19 protein-coding genes are annotated in these 20121 nt (G+C 33.3%); 17 read left to right on the top strand and 2 right to left on the bottom strand.

The window, feature by feature from the left end; all coding sequences use genetic code 11:
* Positions 1–301: 301 nt before the first annotated feature.
* Positions 302–2212: a molecular chaperone HtpG gene (gene htpG / locus R6X41_RS14835; protein ID WP_318501128.1), complete on the bottom strand. Its 1911-nt coding sequence runs from the start codon at positions 2210–2212 to the stop codon at positions 302–304.
* A 194-nt stretch (positions 2213–2406) separates the two neighbouring features.
* On the opposite strand from htpG, the gene R6X41_RS14830 reads away from it, so the two are divergent.
* Positions 2407–3417 (top strand): 3-oxoacyl-ACP synthase III family protein, encoded by a 1011-nt coding sequence (locus R6X41_RS14830; protein WP_318501127.1) that lies wholly within the window; start codon positions 2407–2409, stop codon positions 3415–3417.
* A 568-nt stretch (positions 3418–3985) separates the two neighbouring features.
* Positions 3986–4348 (top strand): CoA-binding protein, encoded by a 363-nt coding sequence (locus R6X41_RS14825; RefSeq protein WP_318501126.1) that lies wholly within the window; start codon positions 3986–3988, stop codon positions 4346–4348.
* On the opposite strand, the gene R6X41_RS14820 is transcribed toward R6X41_RS14825, so the two are convergent.
* Positions 4319–5761: a sodium:solute symporter gene (locus R6X41_RS14820; RefSeq protein ID WP_318501125.1), complete on the bottom strand. Its 1443-nt coding sequence runs from the start codon at positions 5759–5761 to the stop codon at positions 4319–4321. The genes R6X41_RS14825 and R6X41_RS14820 overlap by 30 nt on opposite strands.
* Positions 5762–5842: 81 nt before the next feature.
* Here R6X41_RS14820 and recR point away from each other — a divergent pair, with 81 nt between their 5' ends.
* The 15 genes from recR to guaA all read left to right on the top strand — a co-directional run bounded on the left by recR (position 5843) and on the right by guaA (position 20110).
* Positions 5843–6460: a recombination mediator RecR gene (recR, locus tag R6X41_RS14815; RefSeq protein WP_318501124.1), complete on the top strand. Its 618-nt coding sequence runs from the start codon at positions 5843–5845 to the stop codon at positions 6458–6460.
* Positions 6461–6466: 6 nt separating this feature from the next.
* Positions 6467–7564, top strand: coding sequence for a glycosyltransferase family 2 protein (locus tag R6X41_RS14810; protein WP_318501123.1), 1098 nt, complete (start codon positions 6467–6469; stop codon positions 7562–7564).
* Positions 7565–7688: 124 nt separating this feature from the next.
* On the top strand, positions 7689–9011 hold the full coding sequence (locus R6X41_RS14805; RefSeq protein ID WP_318501122.1) for a dihydrolipoamide acetyltransferase family protein: 1323 nt from the start codon (positions 7689–7691) through the stop codon (positions 9009–9011).
* Between the two features lie 95 nt (positions 9012–9106).
* Complete coding sequence (locus tag R6X41_RS14800; protein ID WP_318501121.1) at positions 9107–9883, top strand: 3'-5' exonuclease; 777 nt, start codon at positions 9107–9109, stop codon at positions 9881–9883.
* Positions 9884–9901: 18 nt separating this feature from the next.
* Positions 9902–10513, top strand: coding sequence for a fumarylacetoacetate hydrolase family protein (locus tag R6X41_RS14795; protein WP_318501120.1), 612 nt, complete (start codon positions 9902–9904; stop codon positions 10511–10513).
* Between the two features lies 1 nt (position 10514).
* On the top strand, positions 10515–10859 hold the full coding sequence (locus R6X41_RS14790; protein WP_318501119.1) for an Hpt domain-containing protein: 345 nt from the start codon (positions 10515–10517) through the stop codon (positions 10857–10859).
* A complete protein-coding gene (locus R6X41_RS14785; RefSeq protein WP_318501118.1) occupies positions 10859–12115 on the top strand; it encodes a CinA family nicotinamide mononucleotide deamidase-related protein in 1257 nt (418 codons plus the stop codon). Before R6X41_RS14790 ends, R6X41_RS14785 begins: the two co-directional genes overlap by 1 nt.
* Positions 12116–12189: 74 nt before the next feature.
* Positions 12190–12426 carry a 50S ribosomal protein L28 gene (gene rpmB / locus R6X41_RS14780; RefSeq protein WP_038527816.1) on the top strand — a complete coding sequence of 79 codons (237 nt, stop codon included), beginning with the start codon at positions 12190–12192 and terminating at the stop codon, positions 12424–12426.
* Positions 12427–12449: 23 nt separating this feature from the next.
* Positions 12450–12632 carry a 50S ribosomal protein L33 gene (gene rpmG / locus R6X41_RS14775; RefSeq protein WP_318501117.1) on the top strand — a complete coding sequence of 61 codons (183 nt, stop codon included), beginning with the start codon at positions 12450–12452 and terminating at the stop codon, positions 12630–12632.
* Between the two features lie 7 nt (positions 12633–12639).
* Positions 12640–12792: a DUF4295 domain-containing protein gene (locus tag R6X41_RS14770; RefSeq protein WP_318501116.1), complete on the top strand. Its 153-nt coding sequence runs from the start codon at positions 12640–12642 to the stop codon at positions 12790–12792.
* A 200-nt stretch (positions 12793–12992) separates the two neighbouring features.
* Positions 12993–13946, top strand: a complete 954-nt coding sequence (gene ftsY, locus R6X41_RS14765) for a signal recognition particle-docking protein FtsY (protein WP_318501115.1) — start codon at positions 12993–12995, stop codon at positions 13944–13946.
* A gap of 129 nt (positions 13947–14075) precedes the next feature.
* Positions 14076–15380: a 30S ribosomal protein S12 methylthiotransferase RimO gene (rimO, locus tag R6X41_RS14760; RefSeq protein WP_318501114.1), complete on the top strand. Its 1305-nt coding sequence runs from the start codon at positions 14076–14078 to the stop codon at positions 15378–15380.
* Positions 15381–15534: 154 nt separating this feature from the next.
* Positions 15535–17145: a bacillithiol biosynthesis cysteine-adding enzyme BshC gene (bshC, locus tag R6X41_RS14755; RefSeq protein ID WP_318501113.1), complete on the top strand. Its 1611-nt coding sequence runs from the start codon at positions 15535–15537 to the stop codon at positions 17143–17145.
* Positions 17146–17153: 8 nt separating this feature from the next.
* Positions 17154–18527 carry a pyridoxal phosphate-dependent decarboxylase family protein gene (locus R6X41_RS14750; protein ID WP_318501112.1) on the top strand — a complete coding sequence of 458 codons (1374 nt, stop codon included), beginning with the start codon at positions 17154–17156 and terminating at the stop codon, positions 18525–18527.
* Between the two features lie 47 nt (positions 18528–18574).
* Positions 18575–20110: a glutamine-hydrolyzing GMP synthase gene (guaA, locus tag R6X41_RS14745; protein WP_318501111.1), complete on the top strand. Its 1536-nt coding sequence runs from the start codon at positions 18575–18577 to the stop codon at positions 20108–20110.
* Positions 20111–20121: the final 11 nt, after the last annotated feature.

Raw genomic sequence — 20121 nt, 5'->3', positions numbered from 1 at the left:
TACAATAACTAGAATCTATTACTTTTTCGATTTTAGCCCAATCGATTAACTCATTTATCTGACTAAAAAATGTTGCTTTTATCTTTCTTGATCGTAAATCGCAAATGCTGTCCGCTAAGGTTGAGGCTTTCTGTAATTTCATAACCTAAAAATAAGACTTGAGAACTTAATTTACAAACAGTTATTCAATATAATAATAGATTCAATTGATTTGACCTTGCAACGGTCTTAATTTGTATAAATAAAAAATCCCCCAGTGCGTTAGAACTGGAGGATTTTTGTGTTAATATATTTAGATGATTTATTTAATCATACTATAACTACGTTTTATAAACTTAGTAAGTTCTTCTCCTTTTAATAATCCTTGAGATAAACGTGCTAAATCTAAACTTTGAGTAATTAAACGTTTTTGATCGTCTCCTGCTTCTGTATTTAAAATCTCAGAAACTAAAGGTGCGTTTGTGTTAACAATTACATTGTACATTTCTGGCATACTACCAAACATGTTCATTCCGCCACCACCAGTTTGTTGCATCTCTTTCATACGACGCATAAATTCTGGTTGCGTAATAATAAACGGAGAAGCATCGCTATCTGATGTTTCTAATTGTACCATAAATTTATCAGATGGAATAGCTGCTTTAAGAATCTCTTCTAATTTCTTCTTTTCATCTTCACTTAATTTAGAAATCTGAGTTTCATCTTTCTTAATTAAATTATTTACGTGGTCTGAATCAACTCTAGAGAAGGTAATGTTTTCTTTAGAACCTTCTAATTTTTGCATTAAATGCGAAATAATAGGAGAATCTAATAAAAGCACTTCGTAACCTTTTGCTTTTGCATCTTCAATATAACTATGCTGCGCATCTTTATCTGAAGTATATAAAATTACAAGTTTACCATCTTTGTCAGTCTGGTTTGCTTTTATCTTTTCAGAAAGCTCTTCGTAAGTGTAATATGCGCCATCTACAGTTGGGTATAAAGCGAACGCTTCAGCTTTGTCGAAGAATTTATCTTCAGAAAGCATTCCGTATTCAATTACAATTTTAATATCGTTCCATTTTGCTTCAAAATCCTCACGATTCTCATTGAATAATGATTTTAATTTATCTGCTACTTTTCTAGTAATGTAAGAAGAGATTTTCTTAACCGCACCATCTGCTTGTAAATAACTACGTGATACGTTTAACGGAATGTCTGGAGAATCGATTACCCCTCTTAACATGGTTAAAAATTCAGGAACAATTCCTTCTACATTATCGGTAACGTAAACTTGATTTTGGTACAATTGGATTTTATCCTTTTGCGATCCCATATCGTTCGTCATCTTAGGGAAATATAAAATTCCAGTAAGGTTAAACGGATAATCTACATTTAAATGAATGTGGAATAACGGCTCTTCGAATTGCATTGGATACAACTCGCGGTAGAAATTCTGGTAATCTTCAGTTTCTAAATCTGCTGGTTGTTTTGTCCAAGCCGGAGTCGGGTTGTTTATAATATTGTCAACAGTAATTTTACGTTGAGGTTCTTTTGTTTCCTTACCGTCTTTATCTGTAATAGTTGCAGGCTCATGCTCAGGATCGTTAATTTCGTTGGTTCCAAATTTAATTGGAATAGGCATAAACTTGTTATATTTAGAAAGTAATCCGCTAATACGTCCTTCTTCTAAGAATTCTGTAGAATCATCAGCAATATGAAGAATGATTTCTGTTCCTCTTTCTGTTCTATCAGAAGGTTCTAAAGTGAATTCTGGAGATCCATCGCAAGTCCAATGTGCAGCAGGTTCGTCTTTAAAAGATTTAGTAATGATTTCAACTTTCTCAGCTACCATAAAAGCAGAGTAGAAACCTAAACCAAAATGACCAATAATACCAGAGTCTTTAGCAGAGTCTTTGTATTTGTCTAAAAATTCTTCAGCACCAGAAAAAGCGACTTGGTTAATGTATTTTTCAACTTCATCAGAAGTCATACCTAAACCTTGATCGATAATGTGAAGTTTTTTTCCTTCTTTATCAATCTTAACTTCTATTTTAGGATTGCCATATTCTACAGCGACCTCACCAATACTTGTTAAGTGTTTAAGTTTTAGAGTTGCATCTGTTCCGTTACTAATTAGCTCACGTAAAAATATTTCGTGATCACTGTATAGGAACTTTTTAATTAATGGAAAGATATTTTCTACCGAAACATTAATGCTTCCTTTTGCCATAATATGTGTATTTTTAAAATGATTTAATTCTTGATGTTCTAACAGTCAAAAAAAATACCAAGTATTTAAAAGTGACAAAGTGGCACTAAATATACTATATATGAAAAAATGTGTATTTTATTCCGTAATTTTAAAGCCCTTTTTGTTGAATAAGCAATATTCGGGAAATCTACAACAACAAAAATTTAGTAATTATGTATAACTCTAAAATTATAGGTCTTGGATACTATGTTCCAGAAAACGTAGTGACTAACGACGATCTGTCTAAATTAATGGAGACCAACGATGCTTGGATTCAGGAACGTACGGGGATTCAGGAACGTAGATGGGTTAAACCAGGATCTGAAGATACAACATCTGTAATGGGTGTTAAAGCAGCAAAAGTAGCGATCGAACGCGCCGGAATAGATAAAGACGATATTGATTTAATTGTATTTGCAACCTTAAGTCCAGACTATTATTTTCCTGGACCAGGAGTTCAAGTTCAAAAAGCTTTAGATATAAAAACTGTTGGAGCGATAGATATCCGTAACCAATGTTCTGGTTTTATTTACGGACTTTCTGTAGCCGATCAATTTATTAAAACAGGCATGTATAAAAACGTGTTGGTTATTGGGAGTGAGATACATTCTAAAGGTTTAGATTTAACAACAAGAGGAAGAGGTGTTTCTGTTATTTTTGGTGATGGAGCAGGAGCAGTTATTTTAAGTAGAACAGAAGATAATTCTAAAGGAATTTTATCTACACATTTACATTCTGAAGGTGAACATGCAGAAGAGTTGGCTTTAATCGCTCCAGCTATGGGGTCTCGTTGGGTAAATGATATATTAAAGGATAACGATCCTAACGACGAAAGTTATTATCCACACATGAACGGACAATTTGTGTTTAAAAATGCGGTAGTTCGATTTAGTGAAGTGATTATGGAAGGTTTAACGGCTAATAATTTAGACAAAGACGCGATAGATATGTTGATTCCGCATCAAGCGAATTTAAGAATATCTCAATTTATACAGAAAAGATTTGGACTGACAGACGACCAGGTTTTTAATAATATAATGAAGTACGGTAACACGACAGCGGCTTCAATTCCTATTGCATTAACTGAAGCATGGGAACAAGGAAAAATAAAAGAAGGAGATACTGTTGTTTTGGCTGCTTTTGGTAGTGGTTTTACATGGGGAAGTGCCATTATTAAATGGTAAATTTATAAAACACAATGGATATAAAAAAAGCCGAAACGTAAGTTGCGGCTTTTTGAATTTTTTGCTAAAAATCAATTCTAAAAACTAACATAGTTTGCGAATAATGATTTTGATAAGAAGACTAATTCAAAAGTAAAAAAATAATTCGTTCAATGCAGTTGTTTAAATATAACGAAAAAAGGTTTAGTCTATTGTTTTGATTCTCAGCATTATTAAAAATTTAACATATTTAAGACAATATTTAGAAAAAATAAGTATTTATCCTTGAGCTCTATTGTTTAATATCTGATTAGTAAAATGAACTGTTAAATATTGTGAAAAACGGAATTAAACAGGTTTTTCGTGATATTTTACCGATCATTTTTTCGTGTCGTCAGATTCAAGGTAAAATGAGGTTATATCTGTCTTTGTCTCCAAAAGACAGCCTTTAAAAGTGTCTGATTTTATAGCAATAAGTTTTTTGAATTAAGGGTTCTTATTTTAGTTGTACATTTAGTAATTGATATAAGAAAGACTGTTAAGTTTTGAAGTTGTTACACAAATTTAATTTTTTTTAATAATTTAGAATATGAGTAAAAAAACATTAGTAATTGGAGCCTCGTTAAAGCAAGAACGGTATTCTAACAAGGCAATTTTAAGGTTGGTAGGAGCAAAGCAGGAAACAGTTGCTTTCGGATTGAAATCTGGAGTGGTTTCTGGTGTTACTATCGATACGGAATTAATACAATATGAAGACATAGATACAGTCACTTTGTATCTTAATCCTAAACGTCAAGTGCAGTATTACGATTATATTATTGGTTTAAAACCGAAACGCGTTATTTTTAATCCAGGCACAGAAAACCCTGAATTTTATACTCTTTTAAAAGAAAATGGAATCGATTTTGAACAAGCTTGTACTTTAGTCTTGTTGTCTACGAATCAATACTAATCCTAAAAAAGTTAATAAACCGTTTAGAATTAAGATGAAAAATCCGAATTCGAAACCAAACCATTTTAAGCTATTTACACTTATTATATAAGAGAATATAGGTGATAAAATGGCTACAATAGGCACTATTTTATCTTTTACTTGCCACTTTGTAAATAATCCAAAACTATATAGTCCTAATAAAGGACCATAAGTATAACCCGCGAAAACAAACAGTTTCGCGATTACACTTTCGTCCTTGATTACATATTTAAATGTGATAATAACAAGAATTAAGAGTAATGAGATAAGCACATGAATGCGTTTTCTAATCGTGATTTGTTTTGCTTGATCATATTTTTTTTCAATGTCTAAAATATCAATACTAAACGAAGTTGTTAAAGCTGTTAATGCACTATCTGCACTACTGTAAGCGGCGGCAATCAATCCTAAGAGGAAGAATATAAAAACACCCGTTCCTAGATAGTTTTTAGCCAAAATGGGGAATAAATCGTCTTTGTGGGCATCAATTCCATTTTGTTGAGCGTATACGGTAAGTAAAAGGCCTAAACTTAAAAACACAAAATTGGTAATGGTTAATACAATTGTAAACCAAAACATGTTTTTTTGTGCATCTTTTAGGGTTTTGCAAGTTAGATTTTTTTGCATCATATCTTGGTCTAGACCTGTCATAACAATGGCAATAAATGCTCCTGATATAAATTGTTTCCAAAAATAATTCGCAGCCTTAATATCATCAAAGAAAAATATCTTCGAAAAATCGCTGTCTAAAACAAAGTTTAAAGTTGTTTTTCCTCCAAGATTAAGATCTTGACTAACGGAGTATATGGCTACTCCAACAGCTATCAACATAAAAAGCGTTTGCAAGGTGTCCGTCCATACAATAGTTTTAATTCCGGATTTAAATGTGTACAACCAAATTAGTAGTACTGTAATTGTAACCGTTTGCCAAAACTGAATGCCTAAATCATCAAATAAGATAATCTGCAATACATTGGCGACTAAAAATAATCTAAAACTTGCACCAACAATTCTAGATATTAAGAAGAAAGACGCTCCAGTTTTATAAGAATAATTTCCAAAACGCTCTTCCAAATAGGTGTAAATAGAAGTTAAATTAAGTTTGTAATAAAGCGGAAGCAATACCGTTCCAATAACAAGATATCCAACAATATAACCCAAAACAACTTGCATATAACTAAATTGAGAAGCTTCAATCCATCCAGGAACAGAAATAAAAGTAACTCCCGAAAGCGAAGCGCCAATCATACCAAAGGCAACAACATACCATGGAGATTGCTTGTTTCCTTTAAAAAAAGCATTGTTATCGGTCTTTTTACCGGTGATGTAAGAGATTAAAATTAGCACACCAAAATAGGCGGCAATAAGTAAAATAATTTGAGTAGTGCTCATAAGTTTGTTTTCGCAGACCAAAATACAAATTACAATGTTATAAGAACAAATCTTAAAACTAAAATTGTAAATTTGGCCCTTATGGAATTTTCTTCAAAATTACTTGAAAAGGCAGTTAACGAAATGTCGCAATTACCAGGCGTTGGAAAACGTACTGCTTTGCGTTTGGTTTTGCATCTTTTACGTCAGCCAGAATCTCAAACCGTGCAATTGGCACAAGCATTATTAAACATGCGAACCGAGATTAAATTTTGCAAATCCTGCAATAATATTAGCGATAACGTGTTATGTGAAATATGCTCTAACCCGAGAAGGCAAGAAGATATTATTTGTGTGGTAGAAGATATTCGTGATGTTATGGCTATAGAAAACACCAGTTCGTTTAAAGGATTATACCATGTGTTAGGCGGGAAAATCTCACCTATGGATGGTATCGGGCCTCACGATTTAAATATTTTGCCTTTGGTAGAAAAGATAAAAGAAGGTCGTGTAAAAGAACTTATTTTTGCGTTAAGTCCTACTATGGAAGGTGATACCACAAATTTCTATATATTCAAACAAATTCAAGATTTCGATATCGTGATGTCTACAATAGCACGAGGAATTTCGGTTGGAGATGAATTAGAATATGCAGATGTGGTAACACTCGGGCGTAGTATCTTGAATCGAATTCCTTTTGAAGGTTCACTAAAATCTTAAGTTAGGTTGAAACTTTCTGTTGTTATTTTAAATTATAATGTGCGCTATTTTTTAGAGCTTTGTCTAAAAAGTGTTACCGATGCTGTGTCCGATATAGATGCCGAAATTATTGTTGTCGATAATTGTTCTCCCGACGATAGTTGCCAAATGCTTAAAACACTATTTCCTGAAGTTAAACTAATTGAAAACAACGTGAATTTTGGATTTTCAAAAGGAAATAATATTGGAGTAGCAGAAGCTAAAGGAGAATATATTTGTATTTTGAATCCTGATACAGTTGTTGCAGAAGATACTTTTAAAAAGGTATTAAAGTTTGCCGAAGCGCAATCTCAATTAGGAGCTATTGGTTGTAAATTAGTTGATGGTACTGGAAAATTTTTACAAGAAAGTAAACGAAAAGTACCCACTCCAGAAGTGGCGTTTAAAAAATTATTAGGAAACACAACATCATATTACGCGAATGAATTAAAAAAAAACGGCGTTGGTGAAGTAGATGTGTTAGTTGGTGCCTTTATGGTAATGAAACGTGAGTTATATGATCGCGTAGAAGGGTTCGACGAAGATTACTTTATGTATGGAGAAGATATTGATTTGTCTTATAAAATATTAAAAGCCGGATTCAAGAATTATTATTTTGGAGAGACTACTGTTATTCATTTTAAAGGAGAAAGTACCTTGCGAAATCGGGATTATGCCAAGCGTTTTAATGGATCGATGCAAATTTTTTATAAAAAACATTTCAAAAGGAATATTATTTTAGAGGCTTTAATTTGGATTGGAATTAAAGGGTTAATACTTTTAAACCTGCAACCTTCAGCTGAAAAACGAGAAGTAAAAACGATTGTTTTAGTTTCGAATTTAAAACATAAATCACTCGAATCAGCCTTAGATTTTAAGTTCGAATTAAAATCAAAAATAGATTCTGTAACCGATTTTCAACAAATAATTCTTGATAATAACATGTTGACTTTTAAGCAGATTATAACTATAATGGAGACATATCAATATAATAACACAGTAACATACCGTATCCTGCCTAAGAATAGTAGTTTTGTTCTTGGTAGCGATAATACGGTGTCAAGAGGATTTGTTATTCATTTTTAGTACCTTTGCAAAACGTTTCTGCATAAAGAATGTAGAAATAATTTATTGCAGATATTTTGACTAATTATGTCTTTATTTGTTAATTTCGCAATCTGAACTTTAAAAATAGCTTTACATTAGTAATATGGCAAAATTTGAACTGAAATTACCTAAAATGGGAGAAAGTGTTGCAGAAGCAACAATAACGTCGTGGTTAAAGGAAGTTGGAGAAACTATTGAAGCCGACGAGGCCGTTTTAGAAATCGCGACGGATAAAGTAGATAGCGAAGTCCCGAGCGAGGTAGAAGGTGTTTTATTAGAAAAGTTGTTTGAAGTTGATGATATTGTGCAAGTTGGACAAACTATCGCAATTATAGAAATTTCTGGTGAAGGCGACGAGATTTCAGAAACTACTAATACAGTTAAAGAAACGACCCCTGAACCACAAGAATTTGAAGCTTTAGAAAAAACAGTTGCTGTAGCTCGAGAATCTGTCGCAAGTACTGTTGTGTCTAGCGAAGATCGTTTTTATTCTCCATTAGTAAAAAACATAGCTAAGTCAGAAGGCATTGAGCAATCTGAATTAGATCGTATTTCAGGAACAGGACTTGAAGGTCGTGTGACTAAAAATGATATTCTTAAACATATTGAAAATAGAGGTTCTAAGTCTGTTTCAGCTCCCGTAAATAGTAGTCAACCACAACACATTACTCCTGAAGTTAAAAGTGTTCCAGTAGCCGCACCTGTTGTGTCTTCTGGCGAAGATGAAATTATCGAAATGTCCAGAATGGGGAAATTAGTAGCCAACCATATGGTCGAATCTGTTAAAACCTCTGTTCATGTACAAAGTTTTATAGAGGCAGATGTTACCAATATTTGGAACTGGAGAAAGAAAGTAAAAGATGGATTCTTTAAGCGTGAAGGTGAAAACTTAACGTTTACGCCAATCTTTATGGAAGCGATAGCGAAATCGTTACGCGATTTCCCAATGATAAATATTTCGTTTCAGGATGGTAATATAATTAAAAAGAAAAATATAAATTTAGGTATGGCAGCTGCTTTACCTGATGGTAATTTAATTGTACCGGTTATAAAAAATGCAGATCAGTTAAACTTAATTGGGATGACCAAAAAAGTAAATGATTTAGCTAAACGGGCAAGAATAAATAAATTAAAACCAGACGATATTCAAGGCGGAACTTATACCGTTACTAATGTAGGAACGTTTGGTAGTATTATGGGAACACCTATAATTAATCAGCCACAAGTTGCTATTTTAGCATTAGGAGCGATTAGAAAAGTCCCTGCTGTTATTGAAACTCCAGAAGGTGATTTTATTGGTATTCGTTACAAAATGTTTTTATCTCATTCTTACGATCACCGTGTTGTAAATGGGGCACTTGGCGGACTGTTTGTTAAAGCCGTAAAAGACTATTTAGAAGCTTGGGATGTAAACCAAGATATTTAAAACATAAATTTCATAAATTGAGCCTACTAAAATTGGTTGGTTTTTTTTACACCAATAACATTAAATAGATTTACATCTTAAAAAACTGTATTTAAATGAATCTCATTCTTAAAAAACCCATCTGTTTTTTCGATCTAGAAACAACGGGAATAAACATATCAAAAGACAGAATTGTAGAAATTGCTATTTTAAAAGTATTTCCAGACGGTACAGAGGAATCTAAAACATGGTTGGTAAATCCAGAAATGCCAATTCCGCAAGAGGTTACAGAAATTCATGGTATTTCAGATGCAGATGTTGCCGATGCTCCAACTTTTAAAGAGCTCGCAAAGGATGTTTATGGCATGATAAAAGATTCAGATTTAGGAGGTTTTAATTCTAATCGTTTCGATATTCCGCTATTAGCTGAAGAAATGCTTCGTGCAGAAGTCGATTTTGATATGAAAAGCACTTTAGCTGTAGATGTACAAACCATTTTTCATAAAATGGAACAGCGTACACTAAGTGCAGCTTATAAGTTTTACTGCGGAAAAGATTTAGAAAATGCACACAGTGCAGCAGCAGATACTCTTGCGACTTACGAAGTGTTAAAAGCACAGGTTGAGAGATATGAAGAATTGGAAAATAACACAAAGTTTCTTTCAGAATTTAGTAGCAGAAAGCAATTTGCTGATTTTGCTGGATTTATAGCTTTTAATAAAGCAGGAGAAGAGTGTTTCGCTTTCGGAAAACATAAAAATAAAAAAGTATTAGATGTGTTAAATGATGAACCAGGTTATTTTGGTTGGTTGTTAAATGCCGATTTTCCGTTGTATACAAAAAAGGTATTAACGGCGATTAAATTAAGAAGTTTTAATAATAAATTGAATTAATTTTAAGGTCTTTACAGTATGAAGCTAATTTGTATAGGAAGAAATTATACCGAGCATATAAAAGAGTTAGAGAATGAAAAACCAACAGATCCTGTTGTGTTTTTAAAACCTGACACGGCTATTCTTTTAAAAAAACAGCCGTTTTTTATTCCGGATTTTTCTGATGATGTGCATTATGAAGTTGAGGTTTTAGTAAAAATCAATAAAGTAGGAAAGCACATCGATAAAAAATTCGCACACAAGTATTATGATGAAATTGGTTTAGGAATCGATTTTACAGCGAGAGATTTACAAGCGAAACTGAAAGCAAAAGGACTGCCTTGGGAGAAAGCAAAAGCATTTGATGGCTCTGCAGTTGTAGGTAAATGGATTCTAAAAAGTGATATTTCAGACTTAAATCAGTTAAATTTTTCATTAAAAAAGAACGAAAATACTGTCCAAAACGGAAATACGAGTCACATGCTCTGGAAAATCGATGAGTTAATAGAATGTGTGTCAAAATATTTCACTTTAAAGATAGGAGACATTATCTTTACTGGAACACCATCTGGAGTTGGCCCCGTAGCTACTAATGATGTACTGAAAGGATATATAGAAGATCAAGAAATGTTTTCAATAACAGTAAAATAAGATGGAACAACATTATAAATTATATAGGGTAAGGGAGTTAGCAGATAACGATGAGGAATTTGTGCGGGCCTTGGCTTTAACTTTTTTAGAAGAAATTCCAGAAGATTTAAAAGTTTTAAAAAAAGCAGTTCAGGAAAATAATTATAACGAAACCTACCAAGTGGCTCATAAATTAAAGCCAACGATAGATCTCTTTGAGATTTGTGTTTTAGATGAACTTATAATTGTTCAGGAATGGGGTAGGTTAGAACAGAAAAAAGTAGACATTACTTCTACTTTTAATACCGTGATTACTGCAATAGAATTAGCAGTTTCAGAAATTAAATCAGATTTCGATATTTCATAATGCAAGCAGAAATAATTACCATTGGCGATGAAATTCTCATTGGCCAAATTATAGACACAAATTCGGCATATATAGCTCAAGCTCTAAATAAAATTGGAGTTTCAGTATATCAAATCACCTCTATTCAAGATGATAAAACGCATATTTTAAAGGCTTTAAAAGAAGCCGAAGGAAATGCGGATATTATTATTATAACAGGTGGATTAGGACCGACAAAAGACGATATTACTAAGCATACTCTTGCTGAATATTTTAACGATACATTAGAGTTAGATGAAGCCGTATTGAAGCATGTTCAAGGCATTTTTGCAAAATATTCGGCGAATCCCATTTCACAATTAAATGTAAATCAAGCTTTAGTGCCTTCAATGGCGTCGGTTTTACATAATGAATATGGAACTGCTCCCGGTATGTGGATTGAAAGCGATAATAAAGTTTTTGTCTCACTTCCAGGAGTGCCTTTTGAAATGAAAGGCTTAATAGATTCTGATGTTATTCCTCGTATTCAAAAAAAATATAAATGTCCGTTTATCATGCATAAAACCTACATGACGTATGGTTTAGGCGAGAGCGCTTTGGCCGAACGGATCGAAGCTTGGGAAGATGCATTACCAAAAGAAATTAAACTAGCTTATTTGCCTAATATTGGTAAAGTGCGTTTAAGACTATCTGCGAAAGGATTGGATAAAGCAGCTATTATTACAGAGATGGATAGGCAAGAGCAGTTATTAATGCCTCAAATTAAAGATGTTTTTGTAGGTATTGAAGGTTTCGAAGATACGATGGAAGAACAAATAGGTAAAACACTAACTGTTTTGGGGCAATCAGTTTCTACAGCCGAAAGTTGTACAGGAGGAAGAATTGCAGAACAATTTACATCGCATCCAGGAGCATCGGAATATTTTAAGGGTAGTGTTGTGAGTTATGCGACACAAGCTAAAATTGATGTTTTAAATATCCCTGAAGCACTTATTTTAGAACATTCTGTAGTAAGTTCGGAAGTCGCAGAAGCGATGGCGAAAAGTGCTTTAAAAATGTTTAATTCAGATTATGCAATTGCCACAACAGGTAATGCAGGACCAAGTAAAGCGACCGATAAGGAGGAATTGGGAACTGTATTTATAGCAATTGCTTCTAAAACAGGTGTGTATTCAGAGAAATTTAACCTTGGTAATTTACGAATTAAAGTTGTTAACAAGGCGGTAGACAAGGCGTTAGGAATGCTTCAAAAAGAAATATTAAAAAATAGATGTTAATTAAGTTGTTATAATACAAACAATTCGTATATTTGCACCTCGTTTTGAAATAACAATATTAAAGTTTAGAAAGAATGTCAAGAGTTTGTGAACTTACAGGTAAGAAGGCAATGGTAGGGAATAATGTATCTCACGCTATGAACAAAACTAAGCGCAGATTTGATGCGAATTTAGTTAAAAAGCGTTTTTACATTCCTGAAGAAGATAAGTGGGTAACTTTAAAAGTATCTACATCAGCATTGAAAACCATCAACAAAATAGGAATTTCAGCTGCTATAAAAGAAGCTAAATCTAAAGGGTTTTTAAAATAAGCCTCTTATAAAATAATAGAACAATGGCAAAGAAAGGTAACAGAGTCCAAGTAATATTAGAGTGCACTGAGCACAAAGAATCTGGGGTAGCAGGAACTTCTAGATATATTACTACAAAAAATAAGAAAAATACTCCGGATAGAATGGAAATTAAAAAATTCAACCCTATCCTGAAGAAAATGACTATTCATAAAGAAATAAAATAATTGAGTCATGGCAAAGAAATCAGTAGCAACATTACAAACAGGGTCTAAAAGATTAACTAAAGCTATAAAAATGGTAAAATCTGATAAAACAGGTGCTTACACTTTTGTAGAAGGAATCATGACTCCAGAACAAGTAACAGACTTCTTGAGTAAAAAATAAATTTATTTTTTATCATTAAAAGATATTTAAGCTGCTTTCTATTAAGAAAGCAGCTTTTGTTTTATATTTACATTTGAAATCGTGACAAAATTTCTGCTTTATTGTATTAGGCAGGTATTTTGTATTAAGAGTTTTAAAAGTTGCTAACCGTAAAGGCTAGTATAACCATACTTAAGTACATAAATTCTAAATGACAACCAATGAGCTTTTTTAAAAAAATATTTTCTTCAGAAAAAAAAGAAACACTAGATAAAGGGTTAGAAAAATCTAAATCTAGTTTTTTTGATAAATTAAGTAAAGCAGTTGCTGGTAAATCTAAAGTAGATGACGATGTATTAGATAATCTGGAAGAAATTCTAGTGTCTAGCGATGTTGGTGTAGATACTACTTTAAAAATTATCAAGCGTATTGAAGCGCGTGTTGAAAAAGATAAATATTTAGGAACAGACGAACTTAATAAAATTCTTAGACAAGAAATAGCAGGTCTATTATCTGAAACGAATTCTGGTGAAGATACAGAATATACAATTCCTGGAAACAAGAAACCATACGTAATTATGGTTGTAGGTGTAAATGGTGTTGGTAAAACAACCACTATTGGTAAACTCGCTTATCAGTTTAAAAAGAAAGGTTTTAATGTCGTTTTAGGTGCTGCAGACACGTTTAGAGCGGCAGCTATCGATCAGTTACAAGTATGGGCAGATCGTGTAGATGTACCAATTGTAAAACAAGTTATGGGTAGTGATCCTGCATCTGTTGCCTTTGATGCGCTACAATCAGGAGTGTCTCAAAATGCAGATGTGATTATTATTGATACTGCTGGACGTTTACATAATAAAGTTAATTTAATGAATGAGTTAACTAAAGTGAAACGTGTTATGCAAAAAGTGATAGGCGATGCGCCTCACGATGTGTTGTTAGTTTTAGATGGTTCTACAGGTCAGAATGCATTCGAACAGGCAAAACAGTTTACAGCAGCTACAGAAGTAACATCGTTAGCCGTTACTAAACTAGATGGTACAGCAAAAGGTGGTGTAGTTATAGGTATCAGCGATCAGTTTAAAATTCCAGTTAAATATATTGGAGTGGGTGAAGGTATTGAAGACTTACAGGTATTTAATAAATATGAGTTTGTAGATTCTTTCTTTAAATAAGAATCTTTATATAAAAAATTTTAAAAGCCTCGATACATTAAATGTATCGAGGCTTTTTTGTTTTTATTAATATGCATTCAATTCTTTAATACTAAATCATTACGTATCTTTGCACTCTGAAATTTTGATATGAGAACTAAATCACTTAAAAAGAATAAAATCAACGTAATAACTCTTGGTTGTAGTAAGAATGTATACGACAGCGAAGTGTTAATGGGACAGCTTAAGGCTAGCGGAAAAGACGTTGTACATGAAGAAGAAGGTAATATCGTTGTAATTAATACATGTGGTTTTATCAATAATGCCAAGGAAGAAAGTGTGAATACCATTTTAGAATTCATGCAGAAAAAAGAAGATGGTGAAGTTGATAAAGTATTTGTTACCGGATGTTTGTCTGAACGTTATAAGCCAGATTTACAAAAGGAAATACCTAACGTAGATGAGTATTTCGGAACAACAGAATTACCTGCATTATTAAAAGCTTTAGGAGCAGACTATAAACACGAATTAATAGGTGAGCGTTTAACAACAACACCTAAGAATTATGCGTATTTAAAAATTGCCGAAGGTTGCGATCGTCCGTGTAGTTTTTGTGCAATTCCTATTATGCGTGGTAAGCATAAGTCGACTCCTATAGAAGAAATTGTTATTGAAGCTGAGAAATTAGCTGCAAAAGGTGTGAAAGAATTAATTCTTATCGCTCAAGATTTAACTTACTACGGATTAGATATTTATAAAAAACGTAATCTTGCCGAATTACTTGAAGCTTTAGTGAAAGTAGATGGTATAGAATGGATTCGTTTACATTATGCATTCCCAACGGGATTCCCAATGGATGTGTTAGATATCATGAACCGTGAACCTAAGATTTGTAATTATATAGATATTCCTTTACAACATATCTCAGATCGTATTCTTAAAAGTATGCGTCGTGGTACAACTCAAGAGAAGACAACCAAGTTATTACAGGAATTTAGAAAGGCAGTTCCTAACATGACGATTCGTACAACACTTATTGTAGGATATCCAGGTGAAACCGAAGAGGATTACCAGACATTAAAACAATGGGTTCAAGATATGCGTTTCGAACGTTTAGGTTGTTTTACGTATTCTCATGAAGAAAATACACATGCTTATTTATTAGAAGATGATGTCCCTCAAGATGTAAAGCAAGATCGTGCTAACGAGATTATGGAAATTCAATCTCAAATTTCTTGGGAATTGAATCAAGCTAAAATCGGACAAGAATTTAAAGTGGTTATCGACAGAAAAGAAGGTAATTATTTTGTTGGTCGTACCGAATTTGATTCTCCAGATGTAGATAACGAAGTATTAATAGATGCAACTAAAAACTATTTAAAAACAGGTGAATTTGCTCAAGTTGTAATTACTGAAGCAGCAGATTTCGATTTGTATGCTGAAGTAGCAAAATAGAGTTAAAAATATATGAGTAAATAAGGTGTTTTAATGTAAGTTAAAGCACCTTTTTTCGTTTAATGTTCTATTGTTGTTTGTACAACAATCTTAACTAATTTTTTAGATTTGAAAATTCTAATAACTGTATATTTACAATAAATTTGATTTATTTATGCCAACTGACTGCGTTCCGTTTAGAGATACCCAATATTTTTCATCACTAATTTGTGATTATTTAGAAGAAAAACCTGAATTAAAACGGTTCTACAATCGTTTTCCTAGCCTTGAGAATTTTGAAGCTCAGATAAAAGAAAAATCGGATTTTACAGGATTGTCAGCTTCTCATAGGCAAGTTTTAGCATCGGTATTGGAACAACAATATGCCGATTTAAAACCTTCGGAAGCTACGCAGTTAAATATTTCACTTTTAAAAGAATCCAATACTTTTACCGTTACCACTGGACATCAATTAAATCTGTTCACTGGGCCGTTGTATTTCTTATATAAAATTGTATCGACCATTAATTTAACTAAGGAATTAAAGGTTGCTTACCCAAATCAGCATTTTGTACCCATCTACTGGATGGCTACCGAAGATCATGATTTCGACGAAATTAATTACTTCAACTTTAAAGGAAAGAAAATTCAATGGAATCGTAAAGATGGAGGAGCAGTTGGAGAATTTTCTACAAAAGGCTTAGATGCTGTTTTCGAATTATACACTAAAGAATTAGGTATTGGAAAAGCTGCAGATGAATTGCGAACATTGTTTTCTGAAGCGTATCTGAAACATGACAATCTTGCAGATGCGACAAGGTATTTAGCAAATTTTTTATTTTCAGATTTAGGTTTGGTGATTATAGATGCGAATCAGAAAGATTTAAAACGTGCTTTTATACCCTATATAGAACAAGATATTCTGTCTCAGATTTCCTCGCAAGAAGTCTCTAAGACGAACGAATTACTTACGGCAATTCCAGAGACAGATTATAATATTCAAGTTAATCCTCGAGAGATCAATTTGTTCTATTTATCTAAAAACAGTCGTGAACGTATTATTTTCGAAGATGATGTATATAAAGTAATCAACACGAAAATCACATTCTCTAAAGATGAAATTCTGAAGGAAATACATGAATCTCCAGAACGTTTTTCGCCAAATGTAATTATGCGTCCGTTATATCAGGAAGTCATTTTACCAAACTTATGCTATATTGGTGGAGGAGGAGAATTGGCTTATTGGTTGCAATTGAAGGATTACTTTGTAGCTGTAAAAGTGCCATTTCCGATGTTGTTGTTAAGAAATTCAGTTTTAATAAAAACACAGCAACAAGCTAAAAAATTAGACAATTTAGAGATTACTAATCGTGATTTGTTTTTAAAACGCGACACATTCATAAATAAAAAAGTGAGAAAAATTTCGAATATAGATATCGATTTTTCATCACAAAAAGAACATCTTCAACAACAATTTGAAGGCATGTATACTTTAGCCGAACAAACAGACGCTTCATTTTTAGGTGCTGTAAAAGCACAAGAGCACAAGCAGATCAAAGGCTTAGAACATTTGGAAAAACGATTGTTAAAAGCACAAAAAAAGAAATTAGCCGATCAGGTTTCGCGAATGACAGATTTACAAAATCAATTATTTCCGAATCAAAGTTTGCAAGAACGGGCTACAAATTTTTCTGAATTATATCTTGAGTTTGGAGACCAATTAATCCCACAGTTAGTGTTAGATTTGCAACCATTGAAACAAGAATTTTTAATACTCAATTTGTGAAAAATAGCATGCATAAAGTAGATTTGGATTTGGTAGAGATGACCTTGGATGTCATGAAATATGCCATTGAAAGAATTTCTACTACCGAACGTAAAATAGGTAAACCTAAAAAGGCCGAAGAATTAAAAGCTTTGGTTGGAGAAACGATTACCGAAAAAGGAATAGGTGGAGAAGTCGCTTTTAATTTATGGAAAAAGCATTTAGTGAAAGCCAATGTACCTGTAGACCATCCTAGAAATCTTGCATTTGTTCCTGCAGCACCAACACGTGCAGCTATTATGTTCGATTTAGTAACTTCAGCATCTAGTATTCACGGCGCATATTGGATGGAAGGTGCAGGTGGGATTTTCTGTGAAAACGAAGCTATGAAATGGATTGTATCTCTAACTGGATTGCCAGAAGGCGCTTTTGGAGTATTTACAAGTGGTGGTACAGCAGCAAATCTTTCAGCAATTGTTACGGCAAGAGAATATTGGAGAAGTCTTAAAGATGCTCATAAAAATCAAAAAGGATTAATTATTACCTCTATTGGTGCGCATTCTTCTATAAAAGCTATGGCAAAAGTAGCCGATTTAGACGTATTATTAGTCGATACTGAAGACCGTTTAGAAGGTGTAGATTTGCAAAAAACAATAGATAGCTTATCAGCAGATCAGCGTGAACGTTTGTTTGCCGTTGTCGCTACTGGAGGAACAACAAATGCTGGAATTATAGACGATTTGGAAGCGATTTCTGCGATATGTAAAACAGAAAATTTGTGGTTGCATGTAGATGCTGCTTATGGAGGAGGTGCTTTAGTTGCCGATTCTGTAAGACATTTATTTAATGGAATTGAAAATGCAGATAGTATCACAATCGATCCTCATAAATGGATGTTTTCACCTTATGATTGTGGAGCCGTTTTATATAGAGATCCAGAATTAGCTAAAAACGCACACTCACAACAAGGATCGTATTTAGATATTTTTAAAGATGAAGGTGCTCATGGGTTTAATCCAACCGATTATCAAATACAATTAACCCGTCGTGTACGTGGATTACCTTTATGGTTTTCATTAGCAACACACGGAACAGATCGTTATAAAGAAGCTGTAGAGCGTGGTATTGAATTGGCACAAATTGCAGGCCGATTAATTTCTGCACATCCTGATGTAGAATTAGTTCGCGATCCAAGTTTATCTTGTGTGTTATACAGAAGAATAGGATGGACACCTGAAGATTATACACATTGGACTTACGAAAATCATGAAAAAGGATTTGCACTTGTAACACCTACAAAATGGAAATCTGGAGATACTTATGAAACGGTTTCACGATTCTGTTTTATAAATCCTGACACGACAGAGCAGGATATCGAAGAAATATTGAAAACAATGGAATAAAGTTTGTCTCAAACTTTTCAAATAAAATATAAATATTAATTTTGCGCATGCAACACGACAAGGTATTAATTTTAGACTTCGGATCGCAATACACACAGCTTATTGCCCGTAGAGTTCGAGAACTCAACATTTATTCCGAAATACACCCATTTAATAAAATTCCAACCGATATAGAAAGCTATAAGGCTGTTATACTCTCTGGAAGTCCAATTTCTGTAAGAGGAGAAGACGCTTTACATCCCGAATTAGAACATATTCGTACTAAAAAGCCTTTATTGGCAGTATGTTATGGTGCGCAATATTTAGCACATTTTTCTGGTGGAGAAGTAGCGCCTTCTAGCACTCGCGAATATGGTCGTGCTAACTTGTCTTATATTAAAGATAACGAAGTGTTTTTTGAAAATATTTCAGAAGGTAGCCAAGTTTGGATGAGCCACAGCGACACGATTAAAACGTTACCAACACATGGTGTTTTAATAGCGAGTACAAACGACGTTGCTAATGCAGCATATAAAATTGAAGGCGAAGAAACGTACGCGATTCAATTTCACCCTGAAGTATATCACTCTACGGATGGGAAACAATTATTAGAAAACTTTTTAGTTAAAATAGCGGGTCTTAAACAAGACTGGACACCAGACTCTTTTGTTGAAGAAACCGTTGCGGCTATTCAAGCAAAAGTAGGGAACGATAAAGTGGTTTTAGGCTTATCAGGAGGTGTAGATTCTACAGTTGCCGCTGTGCTTTTAAACAAAGCGATTGGAGAAAACTTATATTGTATTTTCGTAAATAATGGATTACTTCGTAAAAATGAATTCGAAAGCGTTTTAAAACAATACGAAGGCATGGGACTTAATGTAAAAGGTGTAGATGCTTCAAAGCGTTTCCTAGAAGCATTGGTAGGTCTTGAAGATCCTGAGAAAAAACGTAAAGCTATTGGAAACTCATTTATTGAGGTTTTCGATGATGAAGCTCATAAATTAACCGATGTAAAATGGTTAGCTCAAGGGACTATTTATCCAGATGTTATTGAAAGTGTTTCTGCTACAGGCGGACCTTCTGCAACGATAAAGAGTCATCATAATGTTGGTGGATTACCAGACTTTATGAAACTTAAAATTGTTGAACCTTTACGTGCTATTTTTAAAGATGAAGTTAGACGTGTAGGTGCCACTTTAGGTATCGATCCGGAATTATTAGGTCGTCATCCGTTCCCAGGACCAGGACTTGGAATACGTATTTTGGGAGATATAACTGCTGAAAAAGTGCGTATATTACAAGAAGTAGATGCAATCTTTATTAACGGATTAAAAGAATGGGGCTTATATGATAAAGTATGGCAAGCAGGCGCCATGTTATTGCCAGTGAATAGCGTTGGAGTTATGGGTGATGAGCGTACATACGAAAAATGCGTAGCACTTAGAGCTGTTGAAAGTACCGATGGAATGACTGCAGATTGGGTAAATTTACCTTACGAGTTTTTACAAAAAACATCGAACGATATAATAAATAAAGTAAAAGGCGTTAATAGAGTAGTATACGATATTAGCTCGAAACCACCTGCAACAATAGAGTGGGAATAAAAGTATATTAA

It is taken from the genome of Formosa sejongensis (genome assembly GCF_033447105.1).
Lineage (GTDB): Bacteria > Bacteroidota > Bacteroidia > Flavobacteriales > Flavobacteriaceae > Formosa.
The sequence above is the reverse complement of the archived record's forward strand: the minus strand, read 5'-3'. Positions and strand labels throughout refer to the sequence as shown.

Bases quoted from the DNA above. Each gene is read 5' to 3' on its own strand.
- htpG (WP_318501128.1), bottom strand. From the start codon at position 2,212: ATGGCAAAAGGAAGCATTAATGTTTCGGTAGAAAATATCTTTCCATTA.
- R6X41_RS14830 (WP_318501127.1), top strand. From the start codon at position 2,407: ATGTATAACTCTAAAATTATAGGTCTTGGATACTATGTTCCAGAAAAC.
- R6X41_RS14825 (WP_318501126.1), top strand. From the start codon at position 3,986: ATGAGTAAAAAAACATTAGTAATTGGAGCCTCGTTAAAGCAAGAACGG.
- R6X41_RS14820 (WP_318501125.1), bottom strand. From the start codon at position 5,761: ATGAGCACTACTCAAATTATTTTACTTATTGCCGCCTATTTTGGTGTG.
- recR (WP_318501124.1), top strand. From the start codon at position 5,843: ATGGAATTTTCTTCAAAATTACTTGAAAAGGCAGTTAACGAAATGTCG.
- R6X41_RS14805 (WP_318501122.1), top strand. From the start codon at position 7,689: ATGGCAAAATTTGAACTGAAATTACCTAAAATGGGAGAAAGTGTTGCA.
- R6X41_RS14800 (WP_318501121.1), top strand. From the start codon at position 9,107: ATGAATCTCATTCTTAAAAAACCCATCTGTTTTTTCGATCTAGAAACA.
- R6X41_RS14795 (WP_318501120.1), top strand. From the start codon at position 9,902: ATGAAGCTAATTTGTATAGGAAGAAATTATACCGAGCATATAAAAGAG.
- R6X41_RS14790 (WP_318501119.1), top strand. From the start codon at position 10,515: ATGGAACAACATTATAAATTATATAGGGTAAGGGAGTTAGCAGATAAC.
- R6X41_RS14785 (WP_318501118.1), top strand. From the start codon at position 10,859: ATGCAAGCAGAAATAATTACCATTGGCGATGAAATTCTCATTGGCCAA.
- rpmB (WP_038527816.1), top strand. From the start codon at position 12,190: ATGTCAAGAGTTTGTGAACTTACAGGTAAGAAGGCAATGGTAGGGAAT.
- rpmG (WP_318501117.1), top strand. From the start codon at position 12,450: ATGGCAAAGAAAGGTAACAGAGTCCAAGTAATATTAGAGTGCACTGAG.
- R6X41_RS14770 (WP_318501116.1), top strand. From the start codon at position 12,640: ATGGCAAAGAAATCAGTAGCAACATTACAAACAGGGTCTAAAAGATTA.
- ftsY (WP_318501115.1), top strand. From the start codon at position 12,993: ATGAGCTTTTTTAAAAAAATATTTTCTTCAGAAAAAAAAGAAACACTA.
- rimO (WP_318501114.1), top strand. From the start codon at position 14,076: ATGAGAACTAAATCACTTAAAAAGAATAAAATCAACGTAATAACTCTT.
- bshC (WP_318501113.1), top strand. From the start codon at position 15,535: ATGCCAACTGACTGCGTTCCGTTTAGAGATACCCAATATTTTTCATCA.
- R6X41_RS14750 (WP_318501112.1), top strand. From the start codon at position 17,154: ATGCATAAAGTAGATTTGGATTTGGTAGAGATGACCTTGGATGTCATG.
- guaA (WP_318501111.1), top strand. From the start codon at position 18,575: ATGCAACACGACAAGGTATTAATTTTAGACTTCGGATCGCAATACACA.